Origin of the sequence: Paenibacillus sp. CCS19, assembly GCF_033239625.1 — a bacterium.
In the GTDB taxonomy this organism is placed as follows: Bacteria; Bacillota; Bacilli; order Paenibacillales; family Paenibacillaceae; genus Paenibacillus_T.
The window spans coordinates 1-14,424 of sequence record NZ_BTCK01000042.1 but is presented as its reverse complement, the minus strand read 5'-3'; the positions used below and the strand labels follow the sequence as shown (position 1 = coordinate 14,424).

Below are 14,424 nucleotides of genomic sequence, written 5' to 3'. Positions count from 1 at the left end.
ATGAGAGAAGCGGCGTCGCTGCCGCGCGAAGGATCGGTAGCAATTGTGAATGAGGTAATACCGGCAGGTGACGGGTGGATGAAAGTGCTTGAGCCAGGTCAAGTGCTGCGCATTGTCGATATGGAAGGAAACCAAGCGGCGGATACGCTGTTCTACGATGCGGACAATCCGGAAGATCACTACAGTGCGATCGCAACGATTGCGGCACAAGGGAACATCTATTTGACGACTGGCTCCGTGCTGAGAGCGGAATCTGGAAAACCACTGGTCGAGATCGTAGCTGACACATGCGGCCGTCACGATACGGTAGGAGGAAGCTGCTCGGCGCAGAGCAATACGGTCCGGTATGCGCATGAGAAGCTGCATATGCACAACTGCCGCGATACGTTCATGCTCCAGCTGGCGAAGCAGGGAGATGATCGGTACACGAAGCGCGACCTGGCGCCGAACGTGAACTTCTTCATGAATGTGCCGGTATCCGAGGATGGCGGACTGACGTTCGCTGACGGCATTTCATCGCCTGGCGCTTATGTAGAGATGAAGGCGATTGCTCGTACGATGGTGCTCATCAGCAACTGTCCGCAGTTGAACAATCCGTGCAATGCCTACAATCCGACGCCGGTGCGCGTCCTGATCTGGAACGAGTAGTCCGCTTACTGGTCACGAAGCAGCACAAGAAGCAAAGTCGCATCGAATCTTCCTTCTCGGTGCTGACAACCGAACTTTGTGAACATGTGCGGATAGATAGTCGTAGACGTAAGCAATCATGGGGATGGAGAGGATCATAATGTTCGACAAAATACTTATCGCCAATCGCGGCGCCATCGCCGTCCGCATTGAGCGCACGCTGCGCAGGCTGGGCATCGCCTCCGTGGCCGTCTATACCCAGGCCGATCAGGACAGTCTGCACGTCGATCAAGCCGACGAAGCGGTGCTGATCGGAGAAGGGGCGGCAAAGGACAGCTACTTGAATGCGGAGCTTATTCTGCAAGTGGCGGAGCAGACGGGCGCACAAGCGATTCATCCCGGATACGGCTTCCTGAGCGAAAATGCGGACTTCGCCCGCGCCTGCCGCGAGCGCGGCATCGCGTTCATCGGCCCGACGCCCGAACAGATGGAGATGTTCGGTCTGAAGCACTCCGCGCGCGAGCTGGCGGAGAAGGCGGGCGTGCCGCTTGCGCCAGGCACACCGCTGATTACGGAGCTAGAAGAAGCGGTAATCGCCGCTGCAGGCATTGGCTATCCCGTCATGCTGAAGAGCACCGCCGGCGGCGGCGGTATCGGCATGCGCGTGTGCGCCGATGAACGCGAACTGCGGGATGCATTCGAATCGGTCCGCCATCTGGCGGAGACGAACTTCAAGAACGGCGGCGTGTTCCTGGAGAAATATATCGCCAAGGCGAGACACGTCGAGGTGCAAATCTTCGGCAACCGGTTCGGCGAAGTCGCTGCGCTCGGTGAACGCGATTGCTCCATTCAGCGCCGCAATCAGAAGGTCATTGAGGAGAGCCCGGCGCCGAAGCTGGCGCAGGATGTGCGTGAGCGGATGTTCGAGGCGGCACGCAGTCTTGCTGCGGAGGCGGGATACCGAAGCGCCGGGACGGTGGAGTTTCTGTACGATCCGTCGACGAGCGAGTTTTATTTTCTCGAGGTGAATACGCGGCTGCAGGTCGAGCATGGCGTAACGGAGGAAGTGCTCGGCATCGATCTGGTGGAGTGGATGGTCAAAGAAGCGGCCGATGAGCTGCATGGACTTGATTCATTCGTGCCGACGCCGCAGGGGCACAGCATGCAGGCCCGCATCTATGCGGAGGACTGCCATCACAGCTTTCGTCCAAGCGCCGGCCTGTTGGACCAGGCTGTATTCTCGGAAGCTGCGCGCAATGAGACGTGGGTGAGAGATGGCATTACGGTGACGTCGCTGTACGATCCGATGCTGGCGAAGATCATCGTGCACGGCCGCGACCGCGCCGATGCGATTGCGAAGCTGATCAAGGCGCTGTCGGAGGCGCGGATGTACGGCATTACGACGAACTTAGCTTACTTGCAGTCGCTGCTGCAAGAGCAGGCTGTTGTTGAAGGCGATGTGTACACCCGTCTGCTCAGCGGCTTCGAGCCATCCGAGCATGCGATTGAAGTGCTCGATGGCGGCGTGCAGTCGACGGTACAGGATTACCCCGGCCGCAGAGGCCATTGGGATGTAGGTGTGCCGCCTTGCGGTCCGATGGATCCGCTGTCGTTCCGCATCGGTAACAGGCTGCTCGGCAATGCCGATGATGCGGCGGGCATCGAGCTGACGCTGCGCGGAGGTTCCTACACGTTCCGCAGCGACATCTGGATCTGCCTAACCGGCGCAGACATGGATGCGCAGCTCGATGGCGGCGAAGTGCCGCTATACAAGCCGGTACTTGCAAGGCGCGGACAGGTGCTTCGTTTCGGAGAGGCGAAGACAGGACTGCGTGCTTACCTGCTCGTAGCAGGCGGACTGGATATGCCGCATATTCTCGGCAGCTCGTCGACGTTTACGCTTGGCGGCTTCGGCGGCCATGGCGGACGGGCGCTGCGTACAGGTGATGTGCTTGGCGTTCGGGTAGGGGAACGTGCGGATGATTCTGGTTCTGTTGTTGATCTGAGTGCCTATCAGGCGGAACTGCCATTAATCGAACGTCCGGTATTGACGCGTGAGTGGACGATCGGCGTTATCCCGGGTCCGCACAGCACGCAGGAATATTTGAAGCCTGCGTTCCTGGCAGAGCTTGCGGCAACGAGCTACGAAGTACACTTCAACAGCTCGCGTACGGGCGTTCGTCTGATCGGACCTGCGCCGCTGTGGGCGAGGGAAGACGGAGGAGAAGCGGGACTTCATCCTTCGAACATTCACGATAATGCCTATGCGGTCGGTACGCTTGATCTGACGGGCGACATGCCGATATTGCTTGGGCCCGATGGCCCGAGTCTCGGTGGATTCGTCTGCCCGGTAACGACCGCTTCGGCAGAATTCTGGAAGCTCGGTCAGCTGCGTCCCGGCGATAAAGTCCGATTCCGTCTGCTGACGTTGGAAGAGGCGGATGGTCTCCGCCATGCACAGAATGTATGGCTGAATGCGATCGGCGAGGACGCGCTGGGTACTTCTCAATTGACGGTAGACACAGTTGCGGTTATTGCCCGGGCAATGAATTTGCCGGCTGAACGGCCGTTCGATCCGCAGTATCCGATTCTCGTACAGGAGAGCGTGAACCGTCCGTTCCCGATTACGATCCGGTGCAGCGGAGACGAGAACCTGCTCGTTGAATACGGACCTATGGAGCTTGATCTGAAGCTGCGCTTCCAAGTGCATGCCCTCATGCAGGCGATTGCGGCAGATGGAACGATCCCTGTCGTTGACCTCACGCCTGGCATCCGTTCGCTGCAGGTTCATGTCGACCGAGAGCGTATGACGATGCGAGAAGCTTGCGCGAGACTGATGGAGCTGGATCGCGAGCTGCCGCCGCTCGAATCCATTCAAGTGCCTTCCCGCATTATTAAGCTGCCGCTGTCTTGGGATGACCCTGCGACACAGCTGGCGATTGAGCGCTATCAGCAAGGTGTTCGTCCGGATGCCCCATGGTGTCCGAGCAACTTGGAGTTTATCCGCCGTGTGAACGGTCTGGATTCGATCGAAGATGTGAAGCGCATCGTCTATGAAGCGAGTTATCTGGTCATGGGTCTTGGCGACGTCTATCTCGGCGCGCCGGTCGCGACGCCGATTGACCCTCGTCATCGGCTCGTTACGACGAAATACAATCCGGCACGTACATGGACGCCGGAGAATGCGGTCGGCATCGGCGGCGCTTATATGTGCGTATACGGGATGGAAGGTCCGGGCGGCTATCAGTTCGTTGGACGGACGATTCAGATGTGGAATCGGCTGCGCAGCGCAACAGACAGCTTCAAGGACAGCAAACCGTGGCTGCTTCGATTCTTCGACCAGATTCAATTCTATCCGGTCAGCGCCGATGAGCTGCTGCAGCTGAGGGAAGACTTCCCGCGCGGCCGTTATGAGGTGTCGATTACGGAGACGTCATTCGACCTTGGTCAATACTTGCAGTTCCTGGACTCGATTGCGGACAGCGCGAATGTCTTCCGCAAGACGCAGCAGGCGGCGTTCCAAGAGGAGCGGGATCGTTGGCACGAGCTTGGCCTTGCTGAATATGTATCCGAGCCTGACACGCAGCAGTCTGCGGGAGAAGAAGAGCTGCCGGAAGGCGCGGAAGCGGTACGCTGCAACATGCCGGGCAGCGTATGGAAGGTGCTCGTCGAGCCGGGTCAGCGGGTGAAGAAAGGCGAAGCCCTTCTTATTGTAGAGAGTATGAAAATGGAGTTTTCGCAGCAGGCCCCTTGCGATGGGTTTATCGTCAGCGCGCACTATGTGAAGCCGGGCGATGCGGTGCAGGCTGGGCAGTTGATTGTTGCCCTGCAGCCTGCTGAAGCGGAGGTGTCGGTCTGATGCAGAAGACGATCATGCCCGAGCGATTGACGGTCGGTTGGCTGCAGGAGCAGTATCGGAGTGGGACGATTACGCCAGAGGAAGTCATGGCGGAGATTATTCGCCGATCCGAAGCGGACGTGGACATGAATATATGGATTACGCCGCCTTCAATGGAGATGATTCGCCCCTATCTTGAATGGCTTAAGACAACGGATCCATCTGACTGCGCGTTGTGGGGGATTCCATTCGCCATTAAGGATAATATCGACCTGGCAGGTGCGCCGACGACGGCGGCCTGTCCGGACTTCTCTTATACGCCGGATGAACATGCGGTAGTGGTCGAGCGACTGCTCGCAGCAGGAGCGATTCCGATCGGCAAAACAAACCTCGACCAGTTCGCCACCGGTCTCGTCGGGACGCGCAGCCCATACGGCGAGACGCACAATGCGCTTCGGTCAGAGCTGATCAGCGGCGGTTCGAGCTCCGGCTCAGCCGTTGCAGTCGCACGCGGCCAAGCGGTGTTCGCGCTCGGTACAGATACGGCTGGCTCCGGCCGCGTGCCGGCGGCGCTGAATGGACTCGTTGGCTACAAGCCAAGCCTTGGCGCATGGCCAGTGAAAGGCGTTGTGCCCGCTTGTGAGAGTCTCGACTGTGTGACGGTATTCGCGACAGAGCTTACGGATGCTTATACCGTTGATGCTGTGGCTCGAGGTTATCATGCAGAGGATGTATGGTCGCGCCGCCTGCCGGCACCGAATGCGGCAATGCCATCTCGATTGCTCCTGCCGGTCGAGCCCCCATCCTTCTACGGTCCGTTCGCCGCCGAATATGAAGCGGCGTGGGTCCGGGCTGTTCAGCGGCTGAAGGCGATCGACATCCCGGTCCAATACGTGGATACGAACGTATTTGCCGCTGCTGCTGCGCTCTTGTATGAAGGGCCGTGGGTAGCGGAGCGCTGGGCAGGGCTGAAGAGCTTCATCGAAGCCAATCCAGGTTCGACACATCCGATAACGGAGCAGATCGTCAGGGCTGGAGCGGAGCAATACTCGGCCGCTTCCTTATTCAGTGGTATTCACCAACTGCAGCGCTATAAGCGCGAAGCGCTGGAGCTTCTAAGAGATGCAGTGGTCGTCCTTCCGACAGCCGGCGGCACGTGGACACGTGAACAGGTTCGTGACAATCCGCTGGCCAGCAACCGAGATATGGGTCGTTATACGAACCACTGCAATTTGCTTGATCTGTGCGCTGTTGCGGTGCCTGCCGGACTGGCGGCCGAAGATTTGCCGTTCGGCATAACATTGTTCGGTACGGCCGAACAGGAAGGTCTTATTCGTGGAGTTGCCGAGCGGTTTGCCGGGGAGCGGGAGTTAATAGGCACGAATGATGTTGTCACAGACATACAGTCTACTTCGGCGAGTAATGAATCTGGAACCTCTGCTGTGGAAGTGCCGGCGGCCATGATGCGGGTTGCGGTATGCGGCTTGCATATGCGAGGGTTCCCGTTGGAGCAGCAGATGCAGGGGTGCGGAGCGCATTTCGTAGAAGAAACCTATACGGCTGCGCGTTACAGGCTATTGGAGCTGGCTACAACGCCGGCGAAGCCGGGATTGATTAAGCTGCCAGAGGGCGGCGCGTCGATCGCCTTGGAAGTGTGGGAGATGCCCGTCGCGGCATTCGGCGGTTTCACTGCGGCTATTCCAGCGCCGCTTGGTATCGGTAAGGTCGAGCTGGCGGATGGAACAGAGGTGTCGGGCTTTATCTGCGAAGCGTATGCCGAGCAGACCGCGATCGATATTACGGCGTGGGGCGGCTGGCGTGCTTATCAGAATCAACGGAGCAGTGTGACATCATAAGGAGGGGTTCAGATGCAAAGGACGAGCGAAGCAGTGACAGTAGGGAATGAGCTGCGTGCACAGCAAAGCACGGGTGCGGAGTGTGGAAGGATCGCCATTCATAACCTTCAGAAAGTGTATGAGTCCCGCAAGAGCCAGTTCCAAGCGCTTAAGGACATCGACCTGACGATTGGCGGGAACGAATTCGTTACAATTCTCGGCCCATCCGGCTGCGGCAAGTCAACGCTGCTGCGCATCGTTGCTGGACTTGAAGATGCAACCTCCGGCGAGCTGATGATAGACGGGGAGGATATTATCGGCCCTGGCGCAGAGCGCGGCATGGTGTTCCAAGGGTACACTTTGTTCCCATGGCTGACTGTTCGGGAGAATATTGAGTATGGCCTGAAGCTCAAAGGCGTTCCGACGCTTGCGCGCCGCGGCATCTCCAGCCATTGGCTCCGGATCATCCGTCTGGAGAAGTTCGCTTCTGCTTATCCGAAGCAGCTGTCGGGCGGGATGAAGCAGCGCGTCGCGATTGCTCGGGCATTGGCGAATCGTCCGAAAGTGCTGCTGATGGATGAGCCATTCGGCGCGCTTGATGCACAGACGAAGGTTGAGATGCAGGAGATGCTGCTTGAGGTATGGGAGAAGGAGAAGACGACCGTTTTGTTCATTACCCATGATATCGACGAGGCAATTTTCTTGTCGCAGCGCATCGTCGTGATGGGGGCGCATCCGGGACGAATCATTCGAGAGTTCCGCGTAGACCTTCCGGCAGAACGGACTGCAGATGTGCGTGAGCTACCGGCGTTTCTGCAGATGAAGCGCGAGCTGGCGCAGCTGCTGAAGCATGACTAAATGGATGCTTGCCACGATGAATGCATGCACCAATCGAAGCTTGCTTTCGGATTAGCTTAATGGCTAATCGACAGCGGCGGGATTGGTGCATGCGTCATTTTGTCCGGCTAATCCGACAAGGGAGTAACTAATCGCAACCAAAATGATCCTTTCAAACTACTTGACGAACAGAAGGGGATGCATGATAATGGGAAAACGAGGATGTTAGATAATCTAACATAAGAATTGAGGGATTTATCGTATGCATATTCCAGACGGGTTTCTTGATGCGAAGACGTGGATTACAACAACAGCGGTCTCGGCAGGGGCTGTAACGTACAGCATTCGCCATGCGAAGCTTGCGCTGGAGCCGAAGCGAGTGCCGCTTATTGCGCTTGTGGGTGCATTTGTTTTCGCTGCGCAGATGATTAACTTTCCTATTGCTGGCGCGACTTCTGGGCATTTTCTCGGCGGTACGATGGTATCGATTCTGTTCGGTCCATGGATCGGTACGATCGTTATGACGGCGGTTCTGCTCGTGCAAGCCGTCGTGTATCAGGATGGCGGGATTACGGCGCTTGGGGCAAATGTGCTGTGTACCGGCTTTATCGGTTGTTTTGTAGGGTATGGCAGCTATATGTTAGGTATTAAGCTTCTGAAAGGAAAAGGGAGAGCGATCTTCGCGTGGATGTCAGCTTGGCTATCCATTGTGGCGGCCTCGGCGGGCGTGGCTATCCTGTTGGCATTGTCCGGTACTTTCAACCTGGCGACAGCGTTGACCGCAATGGTTGGCTGGCACATGCTGATCGGAATCGGAGAAGGTTTTATTACGATGCTGGTGACCGGTTATCTAATGGAGCGAAACACAGCCATGACGGGAGGAGGAGTGGGGCATGAACGCCTATCGCGTAACCGAGCATAGAAAACGGTGGATCATACTCGCCTTCCTTACGATTGCGATTGCCTGTCTGTTGTCGCCTTGGGCATCTCCGCATCCGGACGGCTTGGAACGTGTGGCGGAGGACCATGGATTCTTAGAGAAGGGAACAGTCGTTAACGAGCTGGCTGTCATTCCGGACTACGAGGTCGCGGGCATCCCATGGACGGCTGTACGGATTGGATTGGCGGGCGGAATCGGCATTCTCGTCATGGCAGTTGTTTTATTTGGTTTAACTCGTTCGTTAACGAGAAGTGGAGGAGGGCGTCATGAGCAGCGAACAGATGAATGGGAAAGAATCGATCGCATCTGACACAATGGAGACAACTAACCATAACGCAGCTGAAGCTGCGCCCAAGCAGCAGCCGATTCGGAAGTCACGCAGACGCGTCCTGTCGGTGCTCGGATTATTGGCAACCTTGATGCTGTTCAGACATCCTGCCGTTCTTAGTGGAGCGGCAGGATGTTTGTTATTGTGGATGCTGTGGCGCGGACAACCGCTGCGATCCATCCTCTCTCGCATGCTGCTTATCATTCCGTTCGCGCTGGGTACGATCGTGCTTGTTCCGTTCCAGCATCCGGATGGCGGCACTGCGCTGATGCATGTTGGCGGCTGGACGGCGACGGCGGAAGGAGCTAGGCATGCGCTTGTCCTGCTGCTGAAGATTATATGCGCCAATCTGCTCCTAACGTACTTGATCCTCTCAACACCGGTGTATCAGCTTATCGCGAGCCTTCGAGCCATTGGCATGCCTGCCGTGCTGCTCGAGATGACAGTTCTTATGATGCGTTATACAGGACTTCTTCGGGACGAAGCGAGCGGGATGCTCCATGCGCAGCGCGCCCGCGGTCTTCAATTAAAGGACTGGCGCAGAAGACGCAGGACATGGCATCGATTAGGCGAACTGCTCGGCGTTCTGTTCGTTCGGGCATACAGCCGGAGCGGGCGAATTTATCAGTCGATTGCGGCGCGGGGCGGATTCGGCGGGGGGATGGGGATGACACCAATCCGTTCAGGCGCTACGGCAGCAGCCATTGATACAGATCGATCAAATTCATCAGATACATCGACAATTATGAGGGAGGGTGGCGTTATGACGTCAGCCATTGAGGTGAGGGAAGTCACCTTTCATTATGGGAACCGCCAGGCGCTGAACGGCATGTCTTTCAACATTGAGCAGGGAGCCAAGGTGGCGCTGATGGGTCCGAACGGAGCGGGCAAATCAACGCTCATTGCGCTGCTCAATGGGCTGGAGCAGCCCTCTTCTGGTGAGGTGAGCTTATTCGGTAAGCGAATGTCCAGCGGCAATGCACCGTTGTTAAGACAACGAATCGGCGTTGTATATCAGGACCCGGACGATCAGATTTTCTCGCCGACCGTTGGCGAAGATGTCGCCTTTGGTCCGCGCAATCTCGGACTGAATGAGCATGCGGTACATCAGCGGGTGACCGAGGCGTTGCATGCCGTCGGGCTCGATGGCTTCAACGGCCGTTCGCCGTTCGAACTCAGTTATGGACAGAAGCGGCGGGTTGCGATTGCAGGCGTTCTCGCCATGAAACCGGATGTCATCGTTCTCGATGAACCGATGGCGTTCCTCGACCCGAAGAGCCGCGACCAGCTGCAGGAGCTGCTGGAGACGATGCACGGGAATGGATTAACCATCGTCGTTGCGACGCATGATGTTGATTTTGCCGCGGAATGGGCAACGGATATTCTAATGATGAAGGAAGGCAAGCTGCTCGCTTCCGGAACGCCGGACCTGCTGTTCGACCCCGAGTTGTTGTCGAGCGCGGATCTGCATCTGCCAAGACTGGTGCGGCCATTCCGGCTGCTGCAGGATCAAGGACATATTCAGCCAAGAACGGTTCAGGACGCGGCACAAGCGATCTGGCAGCTCGTTATGCGGGGCAGCGAGGCGCTCAAATTAAGATCTGTTAACCGGATGGATGGAGAAACACGCCAGCGGGAAGGATAATTGCGAGCCCAATGCAGCGATGAATTCCCAGCCGGCGTAACGACCGAATAAATGCTGCCAAACGGCGAACACCTTGCCTTTTTTGTCGCCGATAAGGCGACGAATAAGAATATGGGAGGGGATGAATACTATGGTCAAGTTCCAAGCATCCCTTCTTCGATATAAGCGGACGGACAAGCGGCGGTTTTCTACCACATAAGAATTAATGGGTTTCCGGGGTATAGGAAAGAACAAATTCTTGTTGGCGATAAAACCAACCTCGAAACGCGGTTTCTCAACGCTTATACATTTGTCATTAGGACACGCTTCACAATGCGATTACCGGCGGCAGGTAACCAGTGGACTTTAAAATCTTCAGGGAAAGTGGGGCAACAAGACATGAAAGCAACTGGTATTGTGCGTCGCATCGACGATCTGGGCCGTGTAGTAATCCCGAAAGAAATACGGAGGACGCTTCGCATCCGCGAAGGCGATCCGCTCGAAATTTTCGTGGACCGCGACGGCGAGGTCATCTTGAAGAAGTATTCCCCGATTGGCGAGCTGGGCGACTTCGCGAAGGAATATGCGGAATCGCTGTCCGAGAGCACAGGCCATATCACGCTTATCTCGGACCGGGATACCGTTATCGCCGTCGCCGGCGCATCCAAGAAGGAATTTCTAGACAAGTCGGTTGGATCTGTGCTGGAAAATTGTATGGAAAATCGCAAGACGGTTGTTGAGACATCAAGCGGCAACATCGAGCTGATCAAGGACATCAACGAGACGTTCGCTTCTTACGTCGCTGCGCCGATTATTGCAGGCGGAGATCCGATCGGAACGGTCGTTCTGCTCTCGAAGGATGACGGCGTCAAGATGTCGCAAATGGAACAAAAGATGGCGGAGACCGCTGCCGGCTTCCTCGGCAAGCAAATGGAGCAATAGAAACCCTCTACCGAGGCCATTCGAGGATGAGCGACCGCGTTTAAGTCTCGCGCGCAACTCTCATACACATATGCAGCCTTCCCCTGCCAGGCCGATGCCGCGGTTCAGGGAGAAGGCTGTTTGTTGTGCGAGGAGGCGCAGGAGCCTCCGGACGACAGTTGCAGCGCGCGTAGTGCAGCCTATCTGTCAGATCGAGTCTGCGGTCCGAAGGTTGTGACAGTGCTTATTTGGTTTGAAACGAATCGCTTCCGATACGAACGGTTGCTATTGCGCTTATCGGATCATTTCTCGATGAACAGAGTGCTGGCAGCCTCCATTAACGGTTAATGCAACCGTTAAGGTTCAATTCTTAACGATTGTACGACAATTGCCATTCTGGCAACCGTTCCGTTTAAATATGCTCGGCAGACCGCTAACAAAACAAACCTTCTCAGGCTCGTGCATCGTGCTGCTCATCGGAGACGAAACGGATGCGAGCTTTGAAAAGGTTTATTGTTTCATGCAGACATTCCAGCTATGCAGGCAGTCATACCGTCATCGGCTAGAAGCCGATCCACAGCCGCCAATAGCCCATCTGGACGAAGACGATCCAGACGAGAATGAAGGTAAAGCCGATGGCTGCCGTCTCCACAACAGCGGCACTGAATTTGCCCGAGCGCATGAGCGGGACCCGGAGCTTCCAAGGAATCGGCGGCAGCGGCTGGATGCCGCGCTGCGACAAGGCGTCCGCAAGCAGATGGAGCAGGTACGACAAGCCGCCGGCGATCGGTACGCTAAGCTCGTCTGGCGCCATCCAATAAAGCGCGGCGGTCCACAGTCCTGTCGCGTACAACGTATGCGTGAACCCGCGATGCGGCACGAGCGAGCTGACGACGAGCGTCAAGCCGGCGGCGGACAGCCGCGTATCGTAGATGACGCCGCCAACCGTGAGCGCGCCGCCCACGATAAGCATGAGCATTGTGCGCAGCCAGCGGATGGAGGCGAAAGCGGACAATCCAATGACCGCGCCTGCGGCCAAGTTCAAAGGATATTGTGCGCTGGTTAACCAGACGACAGCTCCTGCTGCGAGCAAGAGAACGACTTGAAGCGTACGAATAGCCGCCTTCGGGAACGTACGGTTCGCGAGCAGTCCATTCGGTTCATCGAGATCCGGCAGCAGACTGCCGATGACGGCGGCTGCTGCCGCCATGGGTGTGAGTGTTGGTTGGATTAGTGCAGTCAATGCGAGCGATATGCCGGTGCTGACGACAAGATGCGAGGAGCCTTTCAATAGGGCACACCGCCTTTCAACTAAGCGATATCCCTATTGTAGTGGAATAAGCAGTCATATGCAAACATATGTTTGCATATTTCGGATTACGTGCAGATAATCAATTTCTCCGAAACGATATACGAATTATCGTCTCCGACAGGTTTCATGTAGAAGCGTACCGTGTAGTCGCCGGTGACGGTGAATTTGTATGTAAGCTCAGAGCTGTTGATCCAGAAATTCGTCTTCCCTTTGTCGGGGAAATTGCTTTGACCCGTTTTGCGCTCTTCAATCAGCGTCTCGCTGCCGTACGGATCGACCAGCGTGATTTTGAAAGAAGAGATGTCGGTCTCAAGAGAGTCGATCTGTGCGAATACGTTGAAGGAAACCTTCTTGCCTTTATCCACCCCGCCGAAAATCGAATTACCGTCCTTCGTGATCATATGAACGTTAGGCGTATTGATGCTGACGGTCTGCTTCTTCTCGTCCCATGCCGTAATCCCTTTATATTGTTTATTGACAGCATCAACCGCAAGATACGGTCTGTCATCGACCACAACGCCAAGGTTGAACAGCTCCTGACCGTTTACAAAAACGCGGATTTTCTTCGTCAGCGCATCCCCATACACGACACTAGCACCGAAACAGCACAACGCGACAATGGAAACGAGGACGGTTTTGAACGTCTTTGCCTTCAATGGTGGACCTCCTCTAAGTCATAATTGTTTGAACATTTAGTTAGATGCACAAATCGCTGGAAAGTTGTACAAAATCGGCTATTTTCCGCAACAAATTTCTAGCGCTTGTTAACGCTTTATTTTCGCTGAGTTAGGACCGTGGATAGGGCGCTTATCTGTCGTTTCCTGTTATAATGAAGCAATCGTATGGAATGGAAGGTAACCGATCAGAATGAACAGTGTGACGGGACAAGAGGCGCATAAGCAAGCATGGAACGGCGCCCTGCTGATGGCTGCGGCGATGCTGGTGTCCAAGCTGCTTGGCGTGCTGCAAAAAATACCGCTGCAAAATCTAGCCGGCGACCGCGTCTTCGGCATTTATAATGCGGTGTATCCGCTCTATCAGCTGCTGCTTGTGGCGGCGACGGCCGGTCTGCCGCCGGCCGTTGCGATCGTCGTCGCCAGACGCCTCGCCGATGGAGATCGGGCGGGAGCGCTGCAGGCGAGGCGGGCAGCGCTCTGGCTGCTGGGCGCTTCCGGAGCGGCGGGCTTTGCCCTGCTGTGGCTTGGAGCGCCGTATATCGCCTCGGTGGTTGGCGATGCAAACACATCGGGGGCTATTCGTTCCGTTGCCTTCGCGCTATGGTTCGTTCCAGCGTTGTCGGCCCTTCGCGGCTATTCGCAAGGCCACAATGAGATGGCTGCATCGGCAGCTTCACAGGTCGTGGAGCAGTTTGTTCGAGTAGCGGTCATGGCGGCGCTGCTCGCATGGGGATTGTCCAGTGCGTGGGAGGACTCGGAGCTGGCTGCCGGCGCGATGGCTGGATCCGGTGCAGGCGCCCTTGCGGCGATGGCGCTGATGGCTTGGAACAAGCGCAGATCAAGAGGATCGGCAGATGGTGAACAGGCAGCGACTTTATCCGCAGAGTGCCATGCCAAGTGGGAGCAGACGCATAGGAACAAGCAGCGGCGGCTCTCTGTCGAGATGAAAGAGCTGGCCAGTATTGCTTTTCCGATGGCGTTCGGTGCGATTGTCGTGCCGCTGGCAGCTGTTGTGGACGTCTTCATGGTGCCGCGGCTATTAATCGGCACGGGATTGCATGGGGCTGAGGCAATGGCGCAGTTCGGCTTATACAGCCGTGGGCAGACGCTTGTCCAGCTTGTTGCGATGATTAGCGGCGCTGCCGCATCGGCGATGGTTCCGTCACTGGCTCTTGCCCGCGGAGAGCGTTGGCAGGAATTACGTCAGCAAGCAGGGCTGGGACTGAGGGCTTCATGGTGGATTGGAACGGGCGCGGCACTAGGCATCGCCTTGCTTGCGAGGCCAATCAATGTTATGCTGTTCGCCGATGATCATGCGACGGGAACCTTTGCATGGATAGGCTTGACGGCGCTTGCGGCGGCGGTTTCGACGGTGTCGGCGGCTGTGCTTCAAGGCTGCGGCCGCGTGAAGCTGCCGGCGCTGCTGCTGCTTGGCGCAGCTGCGCTGAAGGCGGCGCTGAACGCCGCGCTCGTGCCCGCGCACGG

The 14,424-nt window shown here is 56.7% G+C and carries 11 protein-coding genes; 9 read left to right on the top strand and 2 right to left on the bottom strand.

The genetic code is table 11. The features are described 5' to 3' along the window. The 8 genes from SBI19_RS23135 (at position 1) to spoVT (ending at position 10,971) form a co-directional block, all read left to right on the top strand. Positions 1-648 (top strand): urea amidolyase associated protein UAAP2, encoded by a 648-nt coding sequence (locus SBI19_RS23135; RefSeq protein ID WP_483312328.1) that lies wholly within the window; start codon positions 1-3, stop codon positions 646-648. Between the two features lie 139 nt (positions 649-787). Beyond that, on the top strand, positions 788-4,486 hold the full coding sequence (gene uca / locus SBI19_RS23130) for an urea carboxylase (RefSeq protein ID WP_317971894.1): 3,699 nt from the start codon (positions 788-790) through the stop codon (positions 4,484-4,486). Beyond that, entirely contained in the window at positions 4,486-6,321 is a 1,836-nt protein-coding gene (gene atzF, locus SBI19_RS23125; RefSeq protein ID WP_317971893.1) for an allophanate hydrolase, read from the top strand. Before uca ends, atzF begins: the two co-directional genes overlap by 1 nt. Before the next feature lie 12 nt (positions 6,322-6,333). Beyond that, positions 6,334-7,158: an ABC transporter ATP-binding protein gene (locus SBI19_RS23120; RefSeq protein ID WP_317971892.1), complete on the top strand. Its 825-nt coding sequence runs from the start codon at positions 6,334-6,336 to the stop codon at positions 7,156-7,158. A gap of 241 nt (positions 7,159-7,399) precedes the next feature. Then, the gene (locus SBI19_RS23115; RefSeq protein WP_317971891.1) at positions 7,400-8,059 is read left to right on the top strand and encodes an energy-coupling factor ABC transporter permease; all 660 of its coding nucleotides are present in this window, start codon (positions 7,400-7,402) and stop codon (positions 8,057-8,059) included. Continuing rightward, positions 8,031-8,387 (top strand): PDGLE domain-containing protein, encoded by a 357-nt coding sequence (locus tag SBI19_RS23110; RefSeq protein WP_317971890.1) that lies wholly within the window; start codon positions 8,031-8,033, stop codon positions 8,385-8,387. Before SBI19_RS23115 ends, SBI19_RS23110 begins: the two co-directional genes overlap by 29 nt. Beyond that, positions 8,344-10,050 carry a cobalt ECF transporter T component CbiQ gene (gene cbiQ / locus SBI19_RS23105; RefSeq protein ID WP_317971889.1) on the top strand — a complete coding sequence of 569 codons (1,707 nt, stop codon included), beginning with the start codon at positions 8,344-8,346 and terminating at the stop codon, positions 10,048-10,050. Before SBI19_RS23110 ends, cbiQ begins: the two co-directional genes overlap by 44 nt. A 378-nt stretch (positions 10,051-10,428) precedes the next feature. Beyond that, positions 10,429-10,971 carry a stage V sporulation protein T gene (gene spoVT, locus SBI19_RS23100; protein ID WP_317971888.1) on the top strand — a complete coding sequence of 181 codons (543 nt, stop codon included), beginning with the start codon at positions 10,429-10,431 and terminating at the stop codon, positions 10,969-10,971. Between the two features lie 541 nt (positions 10,972-11,512). Here the strand turns inward: spoVT and SBI19_RS23095 are convergent. Then, positions 11,513-12,241 carry a metal-dependent hydrolase gene (locus SBI19_RS23095; RefSeq protein WP_317971887.1) on the bottom strand — a complete coding sequence of 243 codons (729 nt, stop codon included), beginning with the start codon at positions 12,239-12,241 and terminating at the stop codon, positions 11,513-11,515. Positions 12,242-12,327: 86 nt separating this feature from the next. After that, a complete protein-coding gene (locus tag SBI19_RS23090; protein ID WP_317971886.1) occupies positions 12,328-12,918 on the bottom strand; it encodes a copper amine oxidase in 591 nt (196 codons plus the stop codon). 211 nt (positions 12,919-13,129) lie between these two features. On the opposite strand from SBI19_RS23090, the gene SBI19_RS23085 reads away from it, so the two are divergent. Continuing rightward, positions 13,130-14,424, top strand: a 1,295-nt coding sequence (locus SBI19_RS23085) for a polysaccharide biosynthesis protein (RefSeq protein WP_317971885.1), incomplete at its 3' end; no start/stop codon positions are given.

What these genes read in the sequence shown, in the direction of transcription:
- spoVT (WP_317971888.1), top strand. Translation starts at nt 10,429, where the DNA reads ATGAAAGCAACTGGTATTGTGCGTCGCATCGACGATCTGGGCCGTGTA.
- atzF (WP_317971893.1), top strand. Translation starts at nt 4,486, where the DNA reads ATGCAGAAGACGATCATGCCCGAGCGATTGACGGTCGGTTGGCTGCAG.
- uca (WP_317971894.1), top strand. Translation starts at nt 788, where the DNA reads ATGTTCGACAAAATACTTATCGCCAATCGCGGCGCCATCGCCGTCCGC.
- SBI19_RS23115 (WP_317971891.1), top strand. Translation starts at nt 7,400, where the DNA reads ATGCATATTCCAGACGGGTTTCTTGATGCGAAGACGTGGATTACAACA.
- cbiQ (WP_317971889.1), top strand. Translation starts at nt 8,344, where the DNA reads ATGAGCAGCGAACAGATGAATGGGAAAGAATCGATCGCATCTGACACA.
- SBI19_RS23135 (WP_483312328.1), top strand. Translation starts at nt 1, where the DNA reads ATGAGAGAAGCGGCGTCGCTGCCGCGCGAAGGATCGGTAGCAATTGTG.
- SBI19_RS23110 (WP_317971890.1), top strand. Translation starts at nt 8,031, where the DNA reads ATGAACGCCTATCGCGTAACCGAGCATAGAAAACGGTGGATCATACTC.
- SBI19_RS23120 (WP_317971892.1), top strand. Translation starts at nt 6,334, where the DNA reads ATGCAAAGGACGAGCGAAGCAGTGACAGTAGGGAATGAGCTGCGTGCA.